Genomic DNA, 23,310 nt, shown 5'->3' with positions numbered 1-23,310 from the left:
GCATGTTCGTGAATATAACGGATACGGTTAAGTGAAAAAATGCGCATTTAATGTTGTCTATATAAACACGCTAGTTGCTGGTATTTTAATGTTTACTATGAGTGACTCCCATGCCATGACTATTCAAGCCAACTATGATGATAGTGTCACAACGCAGGAGATTAATGCGTTTAATGAGGCTATTCAACTATTTGATCGGCAATTCGTAAATGACATTACGGTCAATATTAATGTAAACATGGCAAATAGCTCTGCCTTTTTGGGGCAAACAACCAGTTATTTATTACAATATAATAATAACATCAGCAATTATACAACCATTGCCAATGCCTTAACGGCTGCCAATACTAATCTTATTTTACCCGGTGTTAGTCATATAGCCGCGCAAGTAGGCAATGCAGATTATTTGGATATTACCCTGGCAAATGCTAAAGCGTTAGGTCTCATCGCGGCCAATGATAGCGGTTTGGATGGTGCTATTACTCTAAGTTCTTATTACGCATGGAATACAGGGAGTAATGGCTCTGTTCCCGCTGATGAGTTTGATTTGGTGGGGGTTGCCGAACACGAGATATCTGAAGTGTTAGGCCGAATTTCAGGACTCTCTGTTATTGATTCGCGCATTATGCCTTTAGATTTACTCCGATATACCGGCAGCGCCCCAACAGGTGTACTCGATTTCTCGACGGCTGTTAGTAATTCTTATTATTTATCGCTGGATGGTGGAAAAACCAGTTTGGCCAGCTTAAATGCCATACCGGGTAATGATTTGGGCGATTTTGATGGGTCGGTAGTGAGCGATCCCTTCAATGCTTTTAGTAATTCTGGTCAGTTTAATACCTTAAATAAGACTGATTATACGGTTATGCAGGCTTTGGGCTATCAACTTGTGCCTATAGCTTTGCCATCCGCATTTTGGTTATTTTTTACCAGTTGCTTAGGCATCCGTTTATTTAGAAAATAACCTGGATTATAACTATTGCCGGAGAGAATAATGTCCAACTTGCAAAAATCATCCACCCTTGATGTTTTGATTGATTTTATCAATACTTCGTTAGATGATTTACTGGCTGGACAACACGCGGAGAGCGCTGAAGAACAACTACTGAGCCTGTTTCAGTACTGCGCACAACAGGTACCCGCGTATAAACAGTTTTTGGCCTTGCATCAGGTTAATCCAGACCAAATTACAAATTACCTGGCGTTTCAGAGCTTACCCCTGATCAGTAAGAGCAATTACATGCAGGTTTATTCATTGCCCGCTCGCTGTTTGGATGGACATCTAAACTGTGCGGATAGGATAGCGGTATCTTCGGGGTCGACCGGCCAGCCTACCTTCTGGCCCAGGTCGGCCAAATTTGAATTGGATGTGGCGGTACGTTTCGAACAGGTGTTTGTTGATAGTTTTCATGCTGATCAGCAAACAACACTGGCAGTGGTGTGTTTTGCTTTGGGTAATTGGGTGGGTGGTTTGTTTACCACATCGTGTTGTTGGCATTTGGCGACTAAAGGCTATACGCTGATGGTGGCAACCCCAGGTAATCAGAAAGCTGAAATTTTTAGAGTGGTACAAGAACTAGCCCCGCATTACGCACAAACCGTATTATTGGGATACCCGCCTTTCTTGAAAGATGTTATCGATGCTGGCTTGGCAGAAGGTATCAATTGGGCGGCCTTCAATACCAAGCTGGTGTTTGCAGGTGAAGTTTTTAGCGAAGAATGGCGCTCCTTGGTGGCGCAACGTGTGGGTTCTACCCAGCCTTGTTTTGATACCGCTTCTCTGTATGGTACTGCCGATGGTGGGGTATTGGGCAATGAAACGCCGTTGAGTATTGCTATTCGTCGTTGGCTTGCTCAACATCCACAGGCTGCGCATAGTCTGTTTGGCGAATCTCGGCTACCTACTTTGGTGCAGTATGATCCGCATAGTCGCTATTTTGAAGTGCAGGAGGGTATGCTGGTTATTTCGGCATTCAATAGTGTGCCATTAATTCGTTATGGCATTGCCGATAAAGGTGGCTTGATTAGTTATGAGGACATGTGGGTGTTTTTGGGGAATTACGGTATTACCACGTTCAATCAGCTAGGTTTACCTTATAACTATCAAGCACGTCAGTTGCCCTTTGTGTTTGTATTTGGACGTATTGACTTCACCGTTTCCTATTACGGTGCCAATATCTTTCCTGAGAATATTGCCGTTGGTCTGGAACAAGCCAAAATTATGGATTGGGTAACAGGCAAATTTGTGTTGGGTGTGCGAGAAAATCAGGAAGGAAATTCGGTTCTGCACATTGCCGTCGAATTATTACCCAATGTGCTAGCCACTGATTTAATGCCTTTTGTGATTGCTAATTCGATTCGCACCCAACTATTACGCTTGAATAGCGAGTTTGCCAATTATTTGCCCATGGAGCGGCAACTACCTCAAGTTAGTTTGCATCGTTTTGGCGATCCGGAGTATTTTCCAGTAGGGGTTAAGCATCGTTATACGGTCAGCGCGTTTAAGAAATAGGGCTATCACTATGATGATATGTGCCAAAAGGTTGTAGAGGACGTTATATAAAAAACGATTAATAATGGAACTTAATGGTAGACTTCATTGTCACTAATTGGCGTTGTAAAGTCATGCAGGTCAAAAAATTGATGAATACCGCAATTTTTACTCTGACTTTAGAAGCTCGTGAGTCGTAAAATGTAAAAAAAACGTTTTAGTAACAATTGGTTACTAGTGTTTAAGTCTAGTTTAAAGGTGTATTGCGGTTTTTGAGTGTTTTGTGATGCATTTCGCACCAGCTAAGTGCTGTTGCACCATGCTGATACATGAGTTTGGTGCTGAGTTATGGGTGTAGGTATTGATTTGTAAAGATAATATTTTTTGGCATAATTAGTGCTTTTATTAAAAATTGTAGTGTTTAGTGTTAAAAAAATGATGAGAACGGTGGAATTTTTATAATTTTTATACAGATAAAAGTCCCGTTTTTATGAATTTTTTGTAGGGAAACGAGTACATTAAGCATCAACAATTTATACGCAGTAGCGGTAAATTTTTGATTATTCAATTTTCAATGGGGTATTACAGATGAATACAAGCTTTTTAACATTGATGCTGGTTTTATTTTGCGGTGTAAGTATATTGCTTATTCGCAATGTAGCGGTGAGAAAAAAATCCATAAACTGGCTATATCTATTGAGCGGTGGATTGGCCTTGTACTTGGTTGAAACCACTACTTATCAAGAATCTTTGCTGAATACATTGTTATTGGTCTTAGCGTTATATCTAATACCCATGATTATTGATGGAATTGTCCATTCTGTTAAGAAATTGGACGATGATCATTCAATTGTTTAGTATCATTTGATTGATACAGAAATTAACAAGGTAGGGTGGCGTTTAACCGGGTTAATAAGTTGGATTTTAGCTGCATCAGCCTGCACGTATTTAAGCTCGGGTTTTTCAATACAATGAGTATAGTAATCAGTTATTCCCTGATGTTGGTTGTAGCAATCCGTGTCTATTAAGGTTAGAAAGGCTGCTATTTACTAAGCAGTTTGTTAACACTGGGTAGCGCTATTACACAACTTCAGGGCCTCTTTCGCCGGTACTGATGCGGCCACCCTCAAGTGTGTTGATTATAAAAACTTTGCCATCGCCATGATGTTTGCTTTGCGCAACTTTCATAATGGTTTCAAAAATGACATCCACCATCTCATCCGGGGCAAATATTTCAATGCGTTTTTTAGCAATAAATGGCTTGTAATCTTGGCTTTGATCTGTGCGATTACGACCGAAACCACTACAATCGCTGACAGACATGCCAGGAAAACCCGGTATATTAGTTAAGGCCATCGTCAACTGATTTATTTTGTGTGGTTGTATATAAGCGCGTATCTCTTTCATGGTATTCCTTTAAGATTCATAAGCTTCAGAAAAGTGACGATACAAGGCCGGCAATAGCGTCAAGGTTAAAATTGTCGCTGTAATCAATCCGCCTATAATGACAACCGCAAAAGGCTTTGCCGTTTCAGAGCCAACACTGGTCGATAATGCGGCTGGAAAAAGGCCAAGCATTGCCATTAATGCCGTCATCACCACTGGTCTAAGGCGGCTTACAGAGCCATTTACGATTGCTTCGTGCAGTGGTTGACCTTCCCTACGTAATTTATTCAATTGTGAAACCAGTATAACGCCATTTTGCACGGCAATTCCAAACAAAGCTATAAATCCCACGGCGGCGGAAACACTCAGATTTATGCCGGTGGCTAATAGGATCAATAGACCGCCTATCATTGCAAACGGCACATTCATCACAATCAGTAATGCATTTTTTATGGACATAAATGCCCAGAATAAAAGCACAAAAATTAAACCCAAACTAATAGGTACAATCACCGACAAGCGTTTCATTGCGCGTTGCTGGTTTTCGAATTGTCCACTCCAGACTATATGGTAACCTGTTGGTAAATCGACTTGCTCTGCCACTTTTTGTTGTGCCTCTGCGACAAAACTACCCTGATCACGATCAATCAAATTGCATTTGATGGCGATTCTACGCATATTATCTTCACGGCTAATTCTAGAGGCACCTTGGTTAATTTTAATAGTCGCCAGTTCCGATAATGGAATAAATTGGCCGTTAGGTGTTTGCACCATTAAGTTATCCAAGCTGGCGACAGAATTGCGAGAGTTTTCTTCATTACGCAGGGTGATATCAAATCGACGTTCACCTTCTAGAAATTTAGAGGCCGCTTTGCCGCCCATACCAATTTCAATAACCTGTTCAACATCCGCCACATTAATACCATAGCGTGAAACTTTAGCACGATCAATTTCTATAATGGCTTGTGCTAACCCGGCTTGCTGTTCTGCTGCCACATCGGTTGCTCCTTGTATCGAAGCCAGAATGTGGGTGATTTTGTCTGCTCTATTTTGCAAAATATTCAGGTCAGAACCAAAAACCTTAATGGCTATTTCCCCCTTAACCCCGGAAATGGCTTCTTCCACGTTATCTTGAATGACTTGCGAAAAATTGGTGAGAATGCCTGGAAAGATGGACAACTCTTTATCCATGGCCTGCACAAGCTGGTCTTTTTTCTTATAACGCCAGGTATCTTTGGGGTTTAGGTCGATCAATACCTCAAGATTGTTAAAACCCTTAGGGTCTGTGCCATCTTCCGGTCTGCCAAGTTGGGTTAATAACATTTTGACTTCAGAAAAATTTTCTAATTTTTCACGCACCTGTTGCTCTAGCCCTTTAGCCGTCGTTAATGACACCGGAGTTGGTAAGGTAATGGTGAGCCAAATATTGCCTTCATCAAGCTTGGGCATGAATTCTGTGCCAATAAATCGCACTGACATAAAACTTAATACCAAGGCTGCGACTGCTGAGAAAAAGACGATTCGTGAATGTCTAAGTACCCATTCTAAAATTCTTCGGTAGTGATACTCCATACCTTGTACTAAGCTATTATGCCGTTCAGCAATATTAGGGCCGAGCATATAGGTTAGCATTGACGGTACAAATGTCAGACTGAACAGCATGGAGGCAACCAGGGCGAAACTAAGCGTGTAAGCCATGGGTGAGAAAATTTTAGCTTCTACCCGTTGAAAGGTGAATATCGGCAAAAAGGCAATAATAATAATGGCTTTTGAGAATAATATCGGTCGCCCCATTTCAGCGGCAGTACTTAATAATGATTGCCTTAAGTGACGAAGATCTGCGCCATTTTTTAAATCTAAAGTAATCTGTACCATGACTGCTTCAACTAACACCACAGTGCTATCGACGATAATGCCGAAATCGATTGCACCCAAGGAAATGAGATTGGCGGATATACCATTCAGGTCGACTAAGATAAACGCAAACAATAAGGACAAGGGAATAATTAGTGTCACCAGTATTGCAGCCAGATAACTTTGCAGAAACACCATCAAAATGACCATGATCAAAACCGCACCTTCTATCATGTTGTGTTCAACAGTGTGTATGGTATGGCCTACTAATTCAGTTCTATCATAGATGGGTTTAATCTTAACGCCCGGCGGCAGGCCAAAATCATTCAGTTCCTGAATTTTCTGTTTAACATCGTTTAGTACATTGACTGCATCACGACCTTTAATTAATAAAACGATGCCCTCTACGACATCGTCGCGTTGGTTCATACCAATAATACCTGTACGCGGCTGCGGGCCAATGCTGACATCGGCGACATCTTTGATGAGAACCGGTACACTATTATTGGTAACCACCACAATTTCGCCGATTTCTTCAGCTGATTTTAATAAGCCAATACCCCTTACCACTAAAGCTTCGTCGCCATGTTCAATATAACCACCGCCAGTATTGGTATTGTTGGCGGATATAGCACTAAATACCTGATTAAGATCGATATTAAAATTTTTGAGACGATCCGGTTTTACCGACACCTTATATTCTTTAATGCCGCCGCCGAAGCCCACAACATCAGCAACACCTTGTACCGAGCGTATTTTCGGTTCTATAACCCAGTCTTGTATGGCACGCTGTTCAGTGAGTGGTAAATGCTTGGCGTCAACGACATAACGTAAAATTTCGCCCACACCTGTTGATAAAGGGCCCAGCTGTGGCTTACTGTCGTTGGGAATATCGGCATTTTGTAGACGTTCCAGCACTTGTTGTCTGGAAAAGTAATCTTCGGCACTATCATCAAAGGTTAGCGTCACCACTGACAAGCCAAAGATTGATACGGATCGCATATTCATCAGATGCGGTAAGCCGTTCATTACTCTTTCAATCGGTAATGAAATTTGTTTTTCGACTTCCTCTGGCGCTTGCCCCGGATATTGTGTGACCACTTGTACAAAAACATTTTGTACATCTGGAAATGCTTGTACCGGTAAATTTTCAAAAGCAATAATACCGGAAACCGCAATTGCCAGCGTCATGCCAATCACCATCAGGCGTTGTTGTAAACAAAAAGCAATAATTCGTTCAATCATCTTAGTATCCTTTGGGTCCTACTATTGCTTGTTGTTATCTGGATCACTTTCAACTTCTTCCTCGCCGCGTAACATTAACGCACCTTCGGATACTAATTGTTCGTTTGCCTGTAAACCCTTGGTGATCACAGCTTTATCTTTTAAACGTAAACCAATTTCAACCTGACGTTGTAAATAGTGATTTTCGTCTAGGGCTATAAACACGAAATCGGCTTCATCTTCAGTAAATACAGCCGTTAGTGGAATGACGATAGCCTGATCGCTTGGGTCACTTTCTACATTAATGGTCGCAAACATGCCCGGTAGTAATCGACCGTCAGGATTGGGTATATCGCAACGAACCTGCACAGTACGGGTATTTTCGTTCAGTATTTGGCCGATATAGGTCACTGTGGCAGGAAAAACGTCGTCTGCATAGGCAGGAACGGAAATCGATAACCTTTGGCCCTGTCTGATTTTACTTAGGTTAACCTCATAAACATCCATCAACACCGTAAGTTTTTTGATATCCGAAATGACAAATAAAGGCGTGTCACGGTCCGAACGTACTTCAATACCGGGATTAACATTCCTTTCAACGACAGTGCCTGCTATCGGCGCACGTAACGAAAAGCGGCCATCGGTTTGTTGAGTGCTTATGTGCAGGTTTTTTAATCGATCCAATACGCGCTGTAGTTCACTATGTGCGTCATTAAAATCGTTTTGCGCCTGTTCCAAATCTTTTTGGGCAATCGCTTTTCCTGCATACAGTTCCTGCTGACGCGCTAAGGCTTTACGCGCTTTGGTCAAATCGGCATCGGCTTTAACGTAAGAAGCTTCAGCATCAGCCACTTCAGGGCTATCCAATTCTAATAAAGTGTCGCCGATTTTTACAGGCTTACCCAAGACTATCGGTGTGTTAACAACCCGGCCGGCAACTGGCGAACTGATTCTTGATGTCAGGCTTTCGTTATAGACAATTTTTCCAGCTAGGGGGACGAGCAATGGGTGCTGGGACATGGTTAGCGTGGTGGTTTTTACATAGGCTTTCTTTGGCGAGTTTGGTGCAAGATGTACTTCGCCAGGAACAACGACAGGCTTTGTTTTTGGTTCGTTATTTTCCGTGGTTGGAGTACAAGCCATTATGCCCACTGTAAACAGTACACAACATTGGATTAAAGTCTTTCTTAAGTAAGGCGTCTGAATAATCATATTTGCTATCGGCTGTGTTATCCATTAAGTCGACAGGAAAAATCTTCCCGTTGTTATTGAGTCGGTGTTGGGTTAATTAGGTTTTCTTTATTTTTGCTGACATCCGGCTCAACGCCTAATGATTTTGCAAAATCGAAATAGGCATTGGTGCGATTGATCATCGCCTCATAATAATCACGCATCACTGCTTTATAGCTGCGCTGTGCTTCAATAAAATCAAGTACGCTGGTGGCCCCTTTACTATACGCGAGTTCTGAACTGTTTCTGACTGTCAGCGCATCGTCCAATAAGCCATCTTTAAAACGTTGCACTATTTTATCGGCACTTTTCCAGGTTGCCATCGCATTCACCACATCGCTGCGTATACTCAGTTCGGTTTGCTCTACCGCTACAAGGCTATTATTCAAACTAACTGTTGCTTTGTCAGCCTCGCCCTGATATTGGTAAAACAAAGGCACCGGCACATTTAGACCAACAAAAAACGAATTCAGATTATTGTTACTGGGATCGTGGGCATAGCCAGCATTAACGGTAACATCAGGATATTTTAAGCGACGTGCTAATTCCAATAGTTTTTCTGTCTGTATCGCACGCAGTTTGTCACCCTGTAAATCGGGACGTTGCAATAAGGCTTTATTAATTAAATCTTCAACGGGCAGAGATTGACCAATTTCTGCCAGCATGGGCCACTCATCTTTAGCCTGAAATTGCAGGCTGTTGTCTGGCCAGCGCAAAATAACGGCTAACGCTGCTTGGGCTTGTAGCACGGCCGCCTTGGCATTATCAAGATCGGATTCTGCACGCATGGCTTCCATTTTTACCCGTAAATAATCAGACTCTGCAATATCGCCTTTTTTGAGCCTAAGCGTATTGGCAGTGATAATGTCTTTATAATGATCGACAATTTCCTGAGCCAGCCACTGGTTTTTCTGCATTTGCAGCAATTGAAAGTAACTATCCCTGACCATATTTGAAAAAATACGTACAGCATCGTGAAAATCACTTTGTGCTGCTTGGGTAGCAAAGCCGCTGCTTTCCATGCGCAGACCACGTTTGCCGGCAACTTCAATCAATTGGCTAAAAGAATAATACTCAGCAACACCACACGAACTTGTAGGACTAGGGTTGCATCCTTTTGCGGAAGAACCCATATTGGCTTTGTTGGCTAGTTCGCTAATCTGAACGCCAAGAGTAGGGTTGGGTATGGCTGATGCAATGACTTCGTCTGCCAGCGACTGATCAATATTGTATTGAGCGATGATCAAGTCCAGATTACGTTGATAAAAAATAGCCAGTGCTTCATCTGCAGATATTTCTACAATTTGTGCATGGGCTTGAAAACTGGTTAGTAAGCAGAACAGCAGGCTAAGTAATATTGACTTAATAAATCTATTTCGCATTTTGTAATCATACCCTGTAAAAGTGATGCCAACCGGAAGTAAAATGACACAACCTAACATGACTATCTAAACCATACGGTGCTTACTGGTATGCAGAGGGGTGTTTCTTGTTTTTATGGCCTGCATACATTAGCCAACCGCTACTTACCATTAAAAAGCAGCTAAAGTTAAAACTTACAGTAAAAATTAGCATAAATCGTGCCTAATTATAGAGTCAGAAAGTTCATTATACTAGTAAAGGGCGAATTTGGCTTTTCATAAACGACTGGCTGGCAGAATTAAAGTCATGAATATTAGGTGGGTATGTGTTATCTATTGTGGTGTAGAAAATTTAATTAAGCCTTTTAAGTTTAGACAAAAACATCAAGTGTGAGTGTTTTAAAATGCTTAAATTTAGAATATACTTTTACTTTTGTGGTTTATATAAACCGCTATCCCGGTTTATATGCACTTAACTGCTTATTTTACGGGGAAAAATCAAAATAATATGCTATTGGCAATTTCGTAACACATCACTCATTATTAGAAAAACCTGCTAAATTGTGTATGAATTAACAGCTTTTTTTGTTGTACATAACTCAGGTAGGAACAAATTCATAACGCTATTGCCGAGCAATATGTTACTCGCCAAGCAAAAATGAAAAGGTATTTACGTATAGACTTTCCACACGGAAAAGGATGACGATATAATTTATCGATAAAACTAGGATTGTGCATGGCAGGAAAAAGAAGAAAAAAGTTTAGATATTTACGAAAAATCAGTTTTTTAAGAAAGTTTTTCTATTTGGGTGTTATTTCAATAGCGCTACTACTTAAATACAGCTATGAGATGACTAAAGATCCTTATACTGATTATTACGCACAATATTATGAAAAATTGAGTGAGGATATTGGCAAACTGCACCATACCACCTGGGAGTGTGATGCCTTATGCATGGTGCAGTTTGATTTTTATCTAGAGACACATTCTTCGAATGAAGGCTATATTTTGTCTAATGCATTTGGGGATGTGCCGCTATCATCAATGTTTGGGGCGCAATACGGCCTTTTTGTGACTGATTCCAATGTAGACAGCCTACCGGAAAGAGAGCCAGTAAAAGATGAAGATAACGACTTTACCAGTTTTATGCTTGTCAGTGCTAGCAAACCGTCAATTGAATACCCATCGCTAGAATGTGATGGTCGACATGAAGCTGCTACTGACTTTTTAACCTTTATAGCCGGGTTACAGGATTCCATCTGTACAGATACGCTTTAATACTTGCTCAAACCCCATAAAATCGGGATGGGCACTTTTATGCCACAGATTTTTCCTTTCTGGCTGCCCAGAAGCGGCTGTTCCACATACTCAATCTGTCCAGGTGTAAATACACAACTGGGGTGGTATAGAGTGTCAATAACTGACTGACCATTAAACCGCCAACTATCGATATACCCAAAGGTTGACGCAATTCGGCTCCATAACCGGAACCTAAAGCCAGAGGCAAAGCGCCGAGCAGGGCAGCCATGGTGGTCATGGTAATGGGGCGAAAGCGTTGTATGCAAGCCGTGAAGATGGCTTCTTCTGGACTCAGATTTTGTTCACGCTCGGCATGCAAAGCAAAATCGATCATCATAATGGCATTTTTTTTCACAATGCCAATTAACAAAATTACGCCGATTAAAGCAATAATACTAAATTCGGTGCCACATACCAGCAGAGCCACTAAAGCACCTACGCCAGCGGAGGGCAGGGTGGAGAGTATAGTTATGGGGTGTATATAGCTTTCATAAAGAACCCCCAGCACAATATAAATACTGAACAGTGCTGCCAATATTAGCCAGGGCTGGCTACTGAGTGAATCCTGAAAGGCTTTGGCTGAGCCTTGAAAGCTGCCTCTGACAGAGCTAGGCACACCAATTTTCACCATAGTATCTTCAATAATTTTGGTAGCATCCGATAGCGATTTACCTGCTTTGAGGTTAAATGAAATGGTTGCTGCAGCAAATTGTCCTTGGTGGTTAACGGTTAACGCTGTATTGGTTGGTTTAAATTCGGCTACCGAGGCCAGCGGTATTTGCTGGGTTGAGGCGCTTGCGGTAGCGGTTGAGCCTATATATAGTTGTTTTAAGGTTTGTGGATCATTCCAGTATTGGGGGGCCAGTTCCATGACCACATGGTATTGATTTAAGGTTTTATAAATGACCGAAACCTGACGCTGGCCAAAGGCATCGTTCAGGGTGTTATCCACCGCACTCTGGTTGATTCCGTAACGTGAGGCATTGGCGCGATCTACCACTAATGACACTTGCTGACCTCTGTCTTGCTGATCGGTATTCACATCGGTCAGATCCGGCACATTTTGTAAGGCAGTTACCAGTTTGGGGGTCCATTCGCGTAAATCTGCCAAATGTTCCGCTTGTAAGGTATATTCAAACAACGCTGCCGACATACGGCCGCCAATGCGCAGATCTTGAACCGGTTGCAGAAATAAACTGGCTCCCGAGACATTGCTGAGTTTTTTACGTAATCGGTTACTGATTTCGGCAATGGTTTGCTCACGTTGTTCAGGTGGCTTTAACACAGCAAACATTCGGCCTGCATTGGTGTTTTGTCCACCGCCAGCAAAACCTACCACATTCACCACGGCCGGATCTTCTTGTAGAATGCCAGCAAATTCCTGTAATTTGTTCTTCATGGCTTGAAAAGAGATACTTTGATCGGCTTGAATGGTGCCAAATAAGCGTCCGGTGTCCTGAACCGGAAATAAACCTTTTGGCACAATAATGTATAAATACACATTGAGACCAATACAAGCAAAAAATACCAGCAGCATGATGCGTTCATGACGTAAAGCCCAGCGCAGACTGCATTTGTAACCATTTTGCAGGCGTTGAAAACCGTTCTCTAACAGACGCGCCAATAACGGTGGCGGATGTTTTTCTTCGGTAGGGGATTTTAGCCAGCGCGCACATAACATAGGCGTTACGGTTAAAGAGATGACTAGCGATACTAGTACAGATGCAGACAGTGTCACTGCAAATTCGCGAAACAAACGTCCAACCACTCCACCCATCAGCAGGATGGGAATAAATACAGCAATGAGAGACAGACTCATGGCTAACACCGTAAAACCCACCTCACCCGCCCCTTTGATGGCGGCTTGAAAGGGCGGAACACCTTTTTCAATATGACGGCTGATGTTTTCCAACACCACGATGGCATCATCTACTACAAAACCCGTGGCAATGGTAAGTGCCATTAAAGACAGATTATCAATACTGTAATCAAACAAGTACATGATGGCGCAGGCACCGATCAACGAAACGGGTACTGCAATAATAGGTATTAAACTTGAACGTAATTTACGTAAAAATAACAGTACTACCAAAATTACCAGACCAATCGCGATGATCAAACTGCGCTCCACTTCATGCACAGAGGCATTGATGGAGACGGAACGATCTATCACCACCGATAAATCAATGGCTGCGGGTATCATGGCTCGTAATTGCGGAAGCATATTTTTGACTAATGTCGTCGTCTCTATAATATTGGCACCGGGTTGTTTGCTCAGAATTAACAGCACCGCCGATTTGCCATCTTTTAAGCCGGCATTGCGTAAGTCTTCAACGGAGTCAACCACCGTGCCCAGATCGGAAATACGAACTGGTGCATTATTACGATAGGCCACAATGATCGGTAAGTAATCTACAGCATGTTCCGCTTGATCGTTAGCCTGAATTTGCCAGTGTCGTTCATCAACTTCTAACGCACCTTTGGGAGAATTAACATTGTTAGTGGTGATGGCAGTACGCACATCTTCCAGACTAATACTGTATTTAGCCAAGGAGGCTGGATTTAATTCCACACGCACCGCAGGTAAAGAGCTACCGCCCACCGAGACTTGACCGATACCGGGTAGTTGCGCAATTTTTTGCGCCAGAATAGTGGATGCCGCATCATACATTTGCCCACGGCTCTGTGTGTCCGAAGTCAGTGCGAGTACTAAGATTGGCGAATCGGCAGGATTGACTTTGCGATAGCTGGGGCGGATGGGTAGATTAAAGGGCAGTAAACTGCTGGAAGCATTAATAGCCGCTTGCACATCCCGCGCCGCGCCATCAATATCACGATCAAGATCAAACTGCAGGGTAATGGACGTTGAACCCAATGAACTGCTAGAAGTCATTTCAGTGATGCCTGCGATGCGACCCAATGAGCGTTCTAGTGGCGTAGCAATGGTTGCGGCCATGGTTTCCGGACTGGAACCCGGCATGTTGGCACCGACAGCGATAGTGGGGAAATCCACCTGTGGCAGTGGAGCCACCGGCAGTTGTAAAAAGCCCATCACTCCAGCCAGTGCAATAGCCAGTGTTAGCAAGGAAGTGGCAACAGGCCGATTTATAAATAATGCCGAAAGATTCACTTGAGTAAACCTGAGTTCTGCTGTGTACTCATCCCCTGTGTTGCCAGGCTATGTAATCCGCCATCATCAACATGAGGGTCCTGTCCGTCTAAGCTGTGTAGCACATCAGGATCACTAGGGCCTGTAGGACCAAAGCGCCGAGCTAATCTATCCAATGCCAGATAAATAACCGGCGTGGTATATAAGGTTAACAATTGACTAAAAATTAAACCGCCAACCATAGTAATGCCTAGCGGGTGACGGAGTTCGGAGCCGACACCGCTACCCAGCATTAACGGTAAAGCCCCCAACAAAGCCGCTAGCGTTGTCATCAATATAGGGCGAAAGCGTAGCAAACACGCCTGATAAATAGCCTCCAGCGGCGGCATACCCTGTTTGCGTTCAGCATCCAGAGCAAAGTCTATCATCATGATGGCATTTTTTTTCACAATACCGATTAACAGCACAATGCCGATGATACCAATAATGCCCAGATCATTGCCTGACATCATCAACGCCAGTAAGGCACCGACACCAGCTGATGGCAATGTGGACAGAATGGTCAGCGGATGGATATAGCTTTCGTACAACACCCCCAACACAATATATACCGTGACTATCGCCGCTAAAATTAACCATAAAGTCGTATCCAGCGAGGCATTAAACGCTAACGCAGCCCCCTGATAGTCTGTTTGTACGCTTAAGGGTAAATCAATCTCGGTTTTAATCTGCTCTATGGCAGTAATGGCATCGCCCAAAGCGGCACCCGGTTGCAGATTAAAAGAAATGGTGGTTGATGGAAATTGATCGAGATGGTTAATAGACAGTGCAGTTTGCCGCTCAGAAACCTCTGAGATTTCGGATAATAATACCTGCGTACCATTGGTTGACGGAATGCGCAGGCGATAAAGCTCTTCTGGCCCAACCTGCGCGGCGGGATTGACCTCTAGAATCACCCGATACTGATTGGATTGGGTAAATATAGTCGATACCAGTCGCTGCCCATAAGCATTATACAAAGCATTATCAATGGCACTGGTGGTTACTCCAAGACGGCTGGCGGTGGCTCTGTCGATGGTAATATAAGCCTGTAAACCCTGATTTTGTAAATCACTTGCCACATCAACAATAAATGGAATATGGCGCATATGCTCGACCAAACGCTGCGTCCATTCGGCCAGTTCTGCATAATTCACCGTTTGCAGAGTAAACTGAAACTGTGTACGGCTAATACGATTTTCCAGCGTCATATCCTGCACAGGCTGTAAAAATACACTAATGCCGGACACCGAATTGAGGTTGGAACGTAAACGTTGGATGATGGCTTCGGCACTTTCGTGGCGTTCTGACAAGGGTTTTAGATTGATTAATAGTCGGCCACTGTTGAGCGTGGAATTGCTGCCATCCACGCCAATAAACGACGACAAACTGGCGACTGCCGGATCTTCCAGAATTTTACTTGACAGTGCAGTTTGTCGATTAGCCATGGCGGCAAAGGAAATACTGGGTGGCGCTTCAGAAATACCCTGAATAAGTCCTGTGTCTTGTACTGGAAAAAAACCTTTAGGAATAATCAGGTACAACATGACCGTCATCACCATGGTGGCCATAGCCAAGCATAACACCAGAGTTTGATGACGAAATACCCACTGCAAACTGCGACCATAGCGGGCGATAATCGCATTAAAAAAACCTTGACCAGATCCCGGCAGTTGTTCATCAGCGATAGAATGCCTGAGCGGACGCAGCATTTTTGCGCACATCATGGGTGTGAGCGTGAGTGAAACTATGGCAGAAATCAGAATAGCCACCGCCAGGGTAATAGCAAATTCCCGAAATAAGCGACCCACCACATCGGCCATAAACAATAAAGGAATTAATACGGCAACCAACGAAAAGGTCAGCGAAATAATGGTAAAACCAATTTGTTCAGAACCTTTAAGAGCCGCTTTTAAGGGTGGATCACCACGTTCAATATAGCGGGAAATATTTTCTATTACCACAATCGCATCGTCCACCACAAAGCCACTGGCGATGGTTAATGCCATTAAGGTTAAATTGTTGATACTAAATCCGGCCAAGTACATGACAGCAAAGGTACCAATTAACGATAGAGGTACGGCAATACCAGGAATAATAGTGGCCGGTACACTACGTAAAAACAGGAATATCACCATAATGACCAAGGCGACGGCAAGCATTAATTCAAATTGCACATCCTCAACCGAAGCGCGTATGGTGGCGGTACGGTCGGTTAATACCACAACGTCAATCGCCGCCGGTAAACTGGCTTGTAATTGCGGTAAACGCTGTTTAATGCGATCAACCACCTGAATAACATTGGCCCCAGGTTGACGTTGAATATTAACAATAACTGCAGGCGTATTATTGGCCCAGGCAGCCAGTTTTACATTTTCTGCCGCATCCACTGCTTTGGCTACATCAAGTAGTCGTACTGGGGCATTATTCCGATAGGCAACTACCAAGTCCTTGTATTCCGCTGCAGTACGTAATTGATCATTATTATCAATAATGGCAGAGCGCAAAGGGCCGTCGAACATACCTTTCGGTAGATTGACGTTGGCGGCGGTAATGGCTGTTCGTAAATCCTCGAGGCTAAGTCCATAAGCAGCTAACGCCTTATCATTGGCCTGAATGCGAACCGCTGGCCGTTGTCCACCACTAATGTTGACCATGCCTACGCCGGGGATTTGTGCAATTTTCTGGGCTAAACGGGTATCCACCATATCTTCAATTTTAGCCAACGGAATACTGCTGGAACTAATCGCCAACGTCAGTATGGGGGGATCGGCCGGATTAACCTTGTTGTAGATGGGCGGCATAGGCAGATCGGTAGGCAAAAAGCTGTTTGCGGCATTAATCGCAGCCTGTACAGTCTGTTCTGCTACATCTAAACTAAGTTTAAGATTAAATTGCAGTGTAATCATGGATGCGCCACCTGAACTGCTGGATGACATTTGCTTCAGTCCAGGCATTTGCCCAAACTGGCGTTCTAGTGGAGCGGTGACTACCGCTGCCATGACTTCTGGACTGGCTCCCGGATACAAGGTGGTAACCTGTATGGTTGGATAATCCACCTGGGGTAGGGCGGAGATAGGTAGGATACGATAGGCGAGAACCCCCACCAGTAACAAGGCCACCATCAGTAAAGAAGTGGCAACCGGACGCAGGATAAAAATGCGTGACGGATTAAAGCCGGCCGCTGCTTGCTCAGAGTTGTTCATAGTCAAGAATGAGGTTTGTCCGTAGGTTTTGAAGCGGATGGTGGCGCATTCACAGCTTGGTTATCCAGTTTGACGATATTTACCGTCATTCCTTCCCGCAGTTTGTCTGCACCATCCACTACAAGTTTTTCACCAGGGCTTAGGCCGCTCAATACGGCAATATTGTCACCTTGGGTGGCACCGGTTTTAATAGGGCGCACGCTGACAGTATTATCCTCTTTAACTACATACACAAAAGTGCCATCTACACCGCGTTGTATGGCTGCATTTGCTGCTAGAGTGGCTGCCTTAAGCGTGTCCAAATGCATTTTGATGTTAACAAACTGATTAGCAAATAAGCTGCGATCTTCGTTATCAAATTGCGCTTTCAATTTTAGGGTGCCGGTAGTGGTATCTATCTGATTATCCACAGCCAGTACTTTACCGGTTGCCAATTTATGGTTACCAGCCCGATCATAAGCTTCGACAATGATATTAGGTTCTGCATGCCAGCGTTTCATAATGGCGGGTACTACATCTTCCGGTAAAGTGAAGATGACGGAGATGGGTTGCGTGAGGGTGATTACCAGCATGCCGCCGGCATCACTGGCATGCACAATATTACCCTGATCGACCAATCTTAGACCAATACGACCACTGATAGGGGCGGTAATATGTGCATAGGTTAATTGTAGCCTGGCGTTATCCACCAAGCCCTGATCCATTTCTACCGTGCCTTCGTACTGTTTGACCAAAGCCTGTTGCGTGGCTGTTTGTTGTGCGGCAATAGAATCCTGTTCCTGCAAAGTTTGGTAGCGATCCAGATCAATGTGCGCATTTTTAAGGAGTGCCTGATCGCGTAGTAACTGACCTTCTGCCTGTTTTAATTGTACTTGAAAAGGGCGCGGATCAATTTCGGCCAGCAAATCGCCTTGTTTAACTATTTGACCTTCGGTAAACGCCACTTTAATTAGTTCGCCATCTACCCTGGAATGCACTGTAACGGTACGCAAGGCAGTGACGGTGCCCAGGCCGTTAAGATAAATGGGCATATCGCCCTGTAGACTGGTTGCCACCCCCACACTGACAACCTGATTATCACTCCTGCCAGTTTTAGCCGCACCGTTGGGGGCTGAGGGTTGACGAAAATAATAGACGGCGGCGGTAACAATGACGATGATAAGCAGAATACCGATTAGCCGCTGCCAGTTAAACGCTTTATCAGAACTGGAAATTGCGTCGTGTGGTGGTTGATTCATGGATATGTAGATGATTAAAAGTTAGAACACTCAGTTAGGCAAGACTTTCACTGCGGGATTAAGTTCAAGAGGGCAGGTGTTTCCATAATACCTTTAGTTAATTTATTTTAAAGCCCGATTTACTGTTGAGTAATGTACACCAAAAACAGTGGCTATTTACTGTAAAGTATATTCGCCAGTTTTGAAGGCAACTCTCATTTCTTCTTTAGGGAACTTCGAAAAACCTGGCTTTTGTGCTTCGATAGGCTCGGCACGAACGGTAAGCTATTGATACATTGAGACACCGTTCGCCCTGAGCCCTTCGATACAACTCAGTAGAGCTTTATTGAAGGGTAGTTTTTCGAAGTTTCCTTAACTATCAGCATAATGATTTTTATCGAACAGCCATGATTCAGCATGGGGGCATCGTTGAGTCTTGAGAATTTCATTAATAGCTTCGGAATCGCCTTGCAAATGACTTTGTAGGGGAAATTTTTAGACTAGTTGTCGCCTAGAGGGTTAGAGAGTTAACTTCTTTCGGATTTTTACACTGCATGCATTAACACAGACTCATTATTTTTTAATTTGTGAACTGAACCCATGTTTTTGTATAAATAAAGGTATTAAATATAAGGTAATAAACACATTTAATTAAATGAATTGCTGATGAAAATACTTAGAAAGCTAATATTTATGTGGTTAATATCTATTGCTGTGACAACTAATGCCGAAGATATTACTCAATTAAAAACCAGCTTGGGTGTTCTATCGATATCAAAAAAAGATTTAAAATCAGAAGTTGACGATACTTGGGTTATTAAATTAGATGATAAGCCCATAGTCGATTATAAAAATTTAGGAGAGTTTACTCCCAGTTTTATAACGGAATTAGGTAATGGCGTAGAGTCATTCGATCCACCGAAGGGCGTGAGCAATAAAGTTGTCGTAGTTGATATTGAAGGCGAATTAATGGCAGGCATATCAAGAGCCAAAGGTGGTAATGCTTGTGATGGTGGTTATGTATCTGTTTTTTATTTTAATAAAAATGGCCAATCAAATCTATTGGAAGTTCCGGGGGGTGAATGCGCTGTAGTTAATAGAATTAGCATGCAAGATAATAAATTGGTTCTCCAGGTTGCGGGACTAAAAACACCGCTTGTGTATGAGAGTGGCGCTTTAAAAACACTCGAAATACCTGCTGAACCAGCAAAGCCAGATTATAAAAATAGTCATGCATCGAAAAAAGCGTTTGATTGTGTCACTCAAACCCGAGCAGATTGTCCCTATTTTACCAATGTTTATAACGGGGATTTGGATTTTAGAAATAGTTTATTAGACGCGTTAAAAAAATCAGGTTTCGCTATATTTGAATGGGATTTAGAAGTTCCCATGACTCCAATCATCATAGGTGGTGAGTCATTTATTTATGGGCAGGCATGGACAAAGTTTACTGATGAAAGGGTTGAAGTACTTTATTCTCTTAAAAGTAAAATTAGCGTAGGTTTATATTACCAAGAGTATGATAAAGGACGTTTTTTTGGTAATCCATCAACTAAAGAACAGCAAGTTCTTAAAGATATTAGCGAGCATTCTGGTAAAAACCCGATTGGAAAGGCTGCATCAGAAGGCCCATTTCCAGTGGTTGTTATTTAATACCCGATATGAGCAGGCTTACCTCTACGCTAACCTATGTTAGTTTGATTCCTATGTTTTTCAAAAACTCTATCTTGGTTTCTAAAAGCCAGTGTCAACGTGCGTTTTTTCAAGTTTCCTTGTAGTCAAATATATGAAAATACAAACAATTACTTTCAATAATGACAAACCACGTCCCCCTAGACGGTTGCCTATGCAAAAAGTGTGGGTGGGTTTGCTCATTATGTTATGTAATGTTTGTGTTTTTGCGCAAGAAGCCAGTACCGAGCAAACCTTTCGTTTAGGCTACTATTTAAAGTCTTATCCAGATCATAAATATGAGGACTTACAAGTAGCCGCACACTTTATGGTTGAGGAGATTGGTAAACAAATTGGCATCGAAACTTCTGTTATCGAATTTGATAATTTAGATGTAATGAAACAAGCTCTGGCCGATGGCAATATTAATTTTATACTGTCTAACTCTTTTGTTTTGGTTAATTACTTTGATGAAAATGAATTTGCAGAGGGATTCAAGTTAAATAAGTCGGATAGTTATTATGACAGTCTTATTGTGTTAACCCGAAAAAACGCAGGCATGGATGAGGTAAAATCTTTACAAGGTAAACGCCTAACCTTGCTAGAAAATAATCAGATTATCGATGCTTATATGGATGTGTTAGCGATGCAGAACTTTAAAAAACACTACAAAACTGTTTTTAAAGTCAGTAATCAGGAAAGCAAATCGGTTCAGTCCATCTTAAAACTATTTTTTAAGCAAACCGATGTGGTATGCGTTTATCATAATTTTTACAAAATTGCGGTTGATTTAAATCCGCAACTTAACGAACAGCTGCAAATTATTGATCATAGAGATAATATTCAACAAGCTATTGGTTTTTTTAGTAAAAGTACGCCAGCAGAATTTAGGGAGCGAGTCATTGAAAAAGTGCTTATGATGAATACCCTCGCCAGAGGGCGGCAATTATTTGATTTACTTAAAGTCGATAAGGCAGAAAGAGCCACCGTTGACAATTTGTTCGAAACCAAAAAATTGGTAGCTACGTATAACAGTTTTAAAAAGAGTAAATAATAGCTAGATGCTCAGATCTGCTCTAACTTTGATGGGCAAAGTCGGTCCCAGGCTGTGTAAAAACGTAAAAATTCAAAAATAAGTAGGTAAATTTGTAACAAAAAGTATTTACAATCAAACTGTTCTCTTGTCGTCTGGTTGATTTTCAGCCGAGAAAGCTATTTATAGCTGTAATGACTGCCGCAGGGTGACTGATATGCGGTAAATGGCCCGACCCATCTATGATTGCAAGCCGACTACCTTTGATAGCTGTATTTAAGTATTGAGCTACTTCAATCGGCACAAAGGGATCGTCCTTTGTTTGAATGATTAAGGCAGGCTTAGTCAACTTTTCTACGTCAGCTCGATGATCACTCTGAAATATTGCACAAAGCGAGGTAAGAATTTGTTCTTGAGGAATGGTTTGAATCGACTTAGAAAAATTTTGAGCTAGACTCGGTTTGTGCAGATTGGCCATGGCCTGTTTTGAAAACTGATCGAGCCAATTATTGAAATCAATGGTGATTGCTTGGTAAATATCATTCAAGTCGTAGTCACTGAAGCCGCCAAAGTAGCCAAAATCATTTAGGTAACGAGGTGATGCACCAATTAGTATTACCTTTGAGAATAAATCAGGTTGTTTGATGGCGGCAAGGATCGCAATCATACTGCCGACCGAATGTCCCACCAAGATGATATTCCTCTGCTCCAGAGCATGGCAAATATCAAGAACATCTTCGGCGTAAGTATTCAAATTCAGATATTTTGCTTGTACGAAAGCTTCAGGAATTGACCGCCCTGTGCCGGTATTATCAAAAACCACCAAACGATATTCATTTGCAAACGCCTCTGCAATGTTGTGCCAAGCTGTCTGATCAGTGCCAAAGCCATGAATGAAAAGCAAAGTTTGTTGCGCATCAAACTTTCCTGTCACTTTTACTGCATTTTTGAGTAAAGGGTCAAAAGATTTCATAGTGGGTTAACACGCAATATTTTTCCAACTGGTATTGATTGTTACCTCCGCTATATTGCCGTTGCCAAGATAGGTCAAGGCATCAAAGCTTATGACTTTAGCAACGGCAATTTTACATCCCTTTTCTGCCAGAGTATGTTCGATAAAACCTATACAGATTTCTTCGCCTTCGACAACCAAAACTTGAGTGTTAGGCATGTTGAAACTCCAATAGCGTCATTCTTCTGCATCTCGATCAGCCCATTCGGACTTGATCTCGATAATGGTTGGCAGAATAGTCATAAATTGTTCCAGCAAATCGGGATCGAAATGCTGACCAGACCCTTCATACATATAAGCCAAGATTTTGTCCATGGGCCATGGTTCTTTATAGGGGCGGCGCATGGATAAAGCATCGAATACATCGGCAATAGCCACAATCCGAGCTGATTCCGGAATGACTTTTCCCGCCAATCCATCGGGATAGCCGCTGCCATCCCATTTTTCGTGATGATGCAAGGCAATATCGGCTGCCATTTTGAATAATGGCGCATCGTTTTGGGACAGAATCTCGTAGCCGATTCGGGTATGGCTTTGCATAATTTGCCATTCATCGGCATCCAGTTTGTCTGGTTTGCGTAAAATAGCGTCAGGTATACCGATTTTGCCGGTGTCATGCATTGCCGCTGCCATTTCAATGAGTTCGCAGTCCAGCTCACTCCAACCATGATAGTTGGCTAGTGCCCGCGAATAGGCCGCCATACGCCAAATATGGACGCCCGTATCGTTATCATTGTAATGACCGGCTTTGCCTAACATGAAAACGGCATTTCGGTAACTCTTTTCTAATTGCGAGGCGCGAACCAGCGATAAATGAGTTTTGACCCTCGCTTGCACAATATCTGGGCAGACTGGTTTGATCAGATAATCGACACACCCTGCGGAAAATCCCTCTTTTTCGTTACCCATCTCGCCTAACGAGGTAACAAAAATAATCGGTATGCTGTCATAGGTTGGGTTAGCTTTTAAAGTTCTGCAGACTGTATAGCCATCCATATCTGGCATTTGGATGTCGAGCAATATCAGAGAGGGACTATGCTTGGCAACGGCATTGAGGGCCTCGGCCCCGTTATGGGCAAATACCAGAGCATAGTTGGGTTCGAGAATTTGGCGCAGTTTAGCCAAATTAATGGGTTCATCATCGACTATCAAAATAGGATTGTTTGCCATTTTGTAC

Annotated in this window: 16 protein-coding genes; 6 read left to right on the top strand and 10 right to left on the bottom strand. The window is 42.7% G+C overall.

Annotation, left to right across the window (positions count from 1 at the left end; genetic code table 11):
• Positions 1–88 precede the first annotated feature (88 nt).
• From ABH008_RS13535 to ABH008_RS13525, 3 genes are all read left to right on the top strand, one after another.
• The gene (locus tag ABH008_RS13535) at positions 89–964 is read left to right on the top strand and encodes an NF038122 family metalloprotease (RefSeq protein ID WP_347986152.1); all 876 of its coding nucleotides are present in this window, start codon (positions 89–91) and stop codon (positions 962–964) included.
• A gap of 30 nt (positions 965–994) precedes the next feature.
• Complete coding sequence (locus ABH008_RS13530; RefSeq protein ID WP_347986151.1) at positions 995–2,512, top strand: phenylacetate--CoA ligase family protein; 1,518 nt, start codon at positions 995–997, stop codon at positions 2,510–2,512.
• A gap of 567 nt (positions 2,513–3,079) precedes the next feature.
• A complete protein-coding gene (locus tag ABH008_RS13525; RefSeq protein WP_347986150.1) occupies positions 3,080–3,349 on the top strand; it encodes a hypothetical protein in 270 nt (89 codons plus the stop codon).
• A gap of 222 nt (positions 3,350–3,571) precedes the next feature.
• Here ABH008_RS13525 and ABH008_RS13520 read toward each other — a convergent pair whose 3' ends face one another.
• The 4 genes from ABH008_RS13520 to ABH008_RS13505 are packed head-to-tail and all read right to left on the bottom strand — an operon-like array spanning position 3,572 to position 9,567.
• On the bottom strand, positions 3,572–3,898 hold the full coding sequence (locus ABH008_RS13520; protein WP_347986149.1) for a P-II family nitrogen regulator: 327 nt from the start codon (positions 3,896–3,898) through the stop codon (positions 3,572–3,574).
• Positions 3,899–3,907: 9 nt separating this feature from the next.
• The gene (locus ABH008_RS13515) at positions 3,908–6,976 is read right to left on the bottom strand and encodes a CusA/CzcA family heavy metal efflux RND transporter (protein ID WP_347986148.1); all 3,069 of its coding nucleotides are present in this window, start codon (positions 6,974–6,976) and stop codon (positions 3,908–3,910) included.
• Positions 6,977–6,997: 21 nt separating this feature from the next.
• Positions 6,998–8,167 carry an efflux RND transporter periplasmic adaptor subunit gene (locus ABH008_RS13510; RefSeq protein ID WP_347986147.1) on the bottom strand — a complete coding sequence of 390 codons (1,170 nt, stop codon included), beginning with the start codon at positions 8,165–8,167 and terminating at the stop codon, positions 6,998–7,000.
• Positions 8,168–8,220: 53 nt separating this feature from the next.
• On the bottom strand, positions 8,221–9,567 hold the full coding sequence (locus ABH008_RS13505) for a TolC family protein (protein WP_347986146.1): 1,347 nt from the start codon (positions 9,565–9,567) through the stop codon (positions 8,221–8,223).
• 715 nt (positions 9,568–10,282) lie between these two features.
• On the opposite strand from ABH008_RS13505, the gene ABH008_RS13500 reads away from it, so the two are divergent.
• Entirely contained in the window at positions 10,283–10,825 is a 543-nt protein-coding gene (locus ABH008_RS13500; protein ID WP_347986145.1) for a hypothetical protein, read from the top strand.
• Between the two features lie 37 nt (positions 10,826–10,862).
• Here the strand turns inward: ABH008_RS13500 and ABH008_RS13495 are convergent, their stop codons facing one another.
• The 3 genes from ABH008_RS13495 to ABH008_RS13485 are packed head-to-tail and all read right to left on the bottom strand — an operon-like array spanning position 10,863 to position 18,438.
• Positions 10,863–13,976 carry a multidrug efflux RND transporter permease subunit gene (locus tag ABH008_RS13495; RefSeq protein WP_347986144.1) on the bottom strand — a complete coding sequence of 1,038 codons (3,114 nt, stop codon included), beginning with the start codon at positions 13,974–13,976 and terminating at the stop codon, positions 10,863–10,865.
• Positions 13,973–17,200: an MdtB/MuxB family multidrug efflux RND transporter permease subunit gene (locus ABH008_RS13490; RefSeq protein WP_347986143.1), complete on the bottom strand. Its 3,228-nt coding sequence runs from the start codon at positions 17,198–17,200 to the stop codon at positions 13,973–13,975. Before ABH008_RS13490 ends, ABH008_RS13495 begins: the two co-directional genes overlap by 4 nt.
• Positions 17,201–17,202: 2 nt before the next feature.
• Positions 17,203–18,438, bottom strand: a complete 1,236-nt coding sequence (locus ABH008_RS13485; protein WP_347986142.1) for an MdtA/MuxA family multidrug efflux RND transporter periplasmic adaptor subunit — start codon at positions 18,436–18,438, stop codon at positions 17,203–17,205.
• 645 nt (positions 18,439–19,083) lie between these two features.
• On the opposite strand from ABH008_RS13485, the gene ABH008_RS13480 reads away from it, so the two are divergent.
• Together ABH008_RS13480 and ABH008_RS13475 are read left to right on the top strand one after the other, a co-directional pair.
• On the top strand, positions 19,084–20,070 hold the full coding sequence (locus ABH008_RS13480; RefSeq protein WP_347986141.1) for a hypothetical protein: 987 nt from the start codon (positions 19,084–19,086) through the stop codon (positions 20,068–20,070).
• Positions 20,071–20,203: 133 nt separating this feature from the next.
• Positions 20,204–21,142 (top strand): PhnD/SsuA/transferrin family substrate-binding protein, encoded by a 939-nt coding sequence (locus ABH008_RS13475; protein ID WP_347986140.1) that lies wholly within the window; start codon positions 20,204–20,206, stop codon positions 21,140–21,142.
• 145 nt (positions 21,143–21,287) lie between these two features.
• On the opposite strand, the gene ABH008_RS13470 is transcribed toward ABH008_RS13475, so the two are convergent.
• From ABH008_RS13470 to ABH008_RS13460, 3 genes are read right to left on the bottom strand one after another with little or no spacing between them, the layout of a single operon-like run.
• A complete protein-coding gene (locus ABH008_RS13470) occupies positions 21,288–22,094 on the bottom strand; it encodes an alpha/beta hydrolase (RefSeq protein WP_347986139.1) in 807 nt (268 codons plus the stop codon).
• A 6-nt stretch (positions 22,095–22,100) separates the two neighbouring features.
• Positions 22,101–22,292, bottom strand: a complete 192-nt coding sequence (locus tag ABH008_RS13465) for a hypothetical protein (protein ID WP_347986138.1) — start codon at positions 22,290–22,292, stop codon at positions 22,101–22,103.
• Positions 22,293–22,310: 18 nt separating this feature from the next.
• Positions 22,311–23,303 (bottom strand): HD domain-containing phosphohydrolase, encoded by a 993-nt coding sequence (locus tag ABH008_RS13460; protein ID WP_347986137.1) that lies wholly within the window; start codon positions 23,301–23,303, stop codon positions 22,311–22,313.
• Positions 23,304–23,310 lie beyond the last annotated feature (7 nt).

The organism is Methylomonas sp. AM2-LC (assembly GCF_039904985.1).
Lineage (GTDB): Bacteria > Pseudomonadota > Gammaproteobacteria > Methylococcales > Methylomonadaceae > Methylomonas.
The sequence above is the reverse complement of the archived record's forward strand: the minus strand, read 5'-3'. Positions and strand labels throughout refer to the sequence as shown.

What these genes read in the sequence shown, in the direction of transcription:
- ABH008_RS13535 (WP_347986152.1), top strand. Translation starts at nt 89, where the DNA reads ATGTTTACTATGAGTGACTCCCATGCCATGACTATTCAAGCCAACTAT.
- ABH008_RS13530 (WP_347986151.1), top strand. Translation starts at nt 995, where the DNA reads ATGTCCAACTTGCAAAAATCATCCACCCTTGATGTTTTGATTGATTTT.
- ABH008_RS13525 (WP_347986150.1), top strand. Translation starts at nt 3,080, where the DNA reads ATGAATACAAGCTTTTTAACATTGATGCTGGTTTTATTTTGCGGTGTA.
- ABH008_RS13520 (WP_347986149.1), bottom strand. Translation starts at nt 3,898, where the DNA reads ATGAAAGAGATACGCGCTTATATACAACCACACAAAATAAATCAGTTG.
- ABH008_RS13515 (WP_347986148.1), bottom strand. Translation starts at nt 6,976, where the DNA reads ATGATTGAACGAATTATTGCTTTTTGTTTACAACAACGCCTGATGGTG.
- ABH008_RS13510 (WP_347986147.1), bottom strand. Translation starts at nt 8,167, where the DNA reads ATGATTATTCAGACGCCTTACTTAAGAAAGACTTTAATCCAATGTTGT.
- ABH008_RS13505 (WP_347986146.1), bottom strand. Translation starts at nt 9,567, where the DNA reads ATGCGAAATAGATTTATTAAGTCAATATTACTTAGCCTGCTGTTCTGC.
- ABH008_RS13500 (WP_347986145.1), top strand. Translation starts at nt 10,283, where the DNA reads ATGGCAGGAAAAAGAAGAAAAAAGTTTAGATATTTACGAAAAATCAGT.
- ABH008_RS13490 (WP_347986143.1), bottom strand. Translation starts at nt 17,200, where the DNA reads ATGAACAACTCTGAGCAAGCAGCGGCCGGCTTTAATCCGTCACGCATT.
- ABH008_RS13485 (WP_347986142.1), bottom strand. Translation starts at nt 18,438, where the DNA reads ATGAATCAACCACCACACGACGCAATTTCCAGTTCTGATAAAGCGTTT.
- ABH008_RS13480 (WP_347986141.1), top strand. Translation starts at nt 19,084, where the DNA reads ATGAAAATACTTAGAAAGCTAATATTTATGTGGTTAATATCTATTGCT.
- ABH008_RS13475 (WP_347986140.1), top strand. Translation starts at nt 20,204, where the DNA reads ATGAAAATACAAACAATTACTTTCAATAATGACAAACCACGTCCCCCT.
- ABH008_RS13470 (WP_347986139.1), bottom strand. Translation starts at nt 22,094, where the DNA reads ATGAAATCTTTTGACCCTTTACTCAAAAATGCAGTAAAAGTGACAGGA.
- ABH008_RS13465 (WP_347986138.1), bottom strand. Translation starts at nt 22,292, where the DNA reads ATGCCTAACACTCAAGTTTTGGTTGTCGAAGGCGAAGAAATCTGTATA.
- ABH008_RS13460 (WP_347986137.1), bottom strand. Translation starts at nt 23,303, where the DNA reads ATGGCAAACAATCCTATTTTGATAGTCGATGATGAACCCATTAATTTG.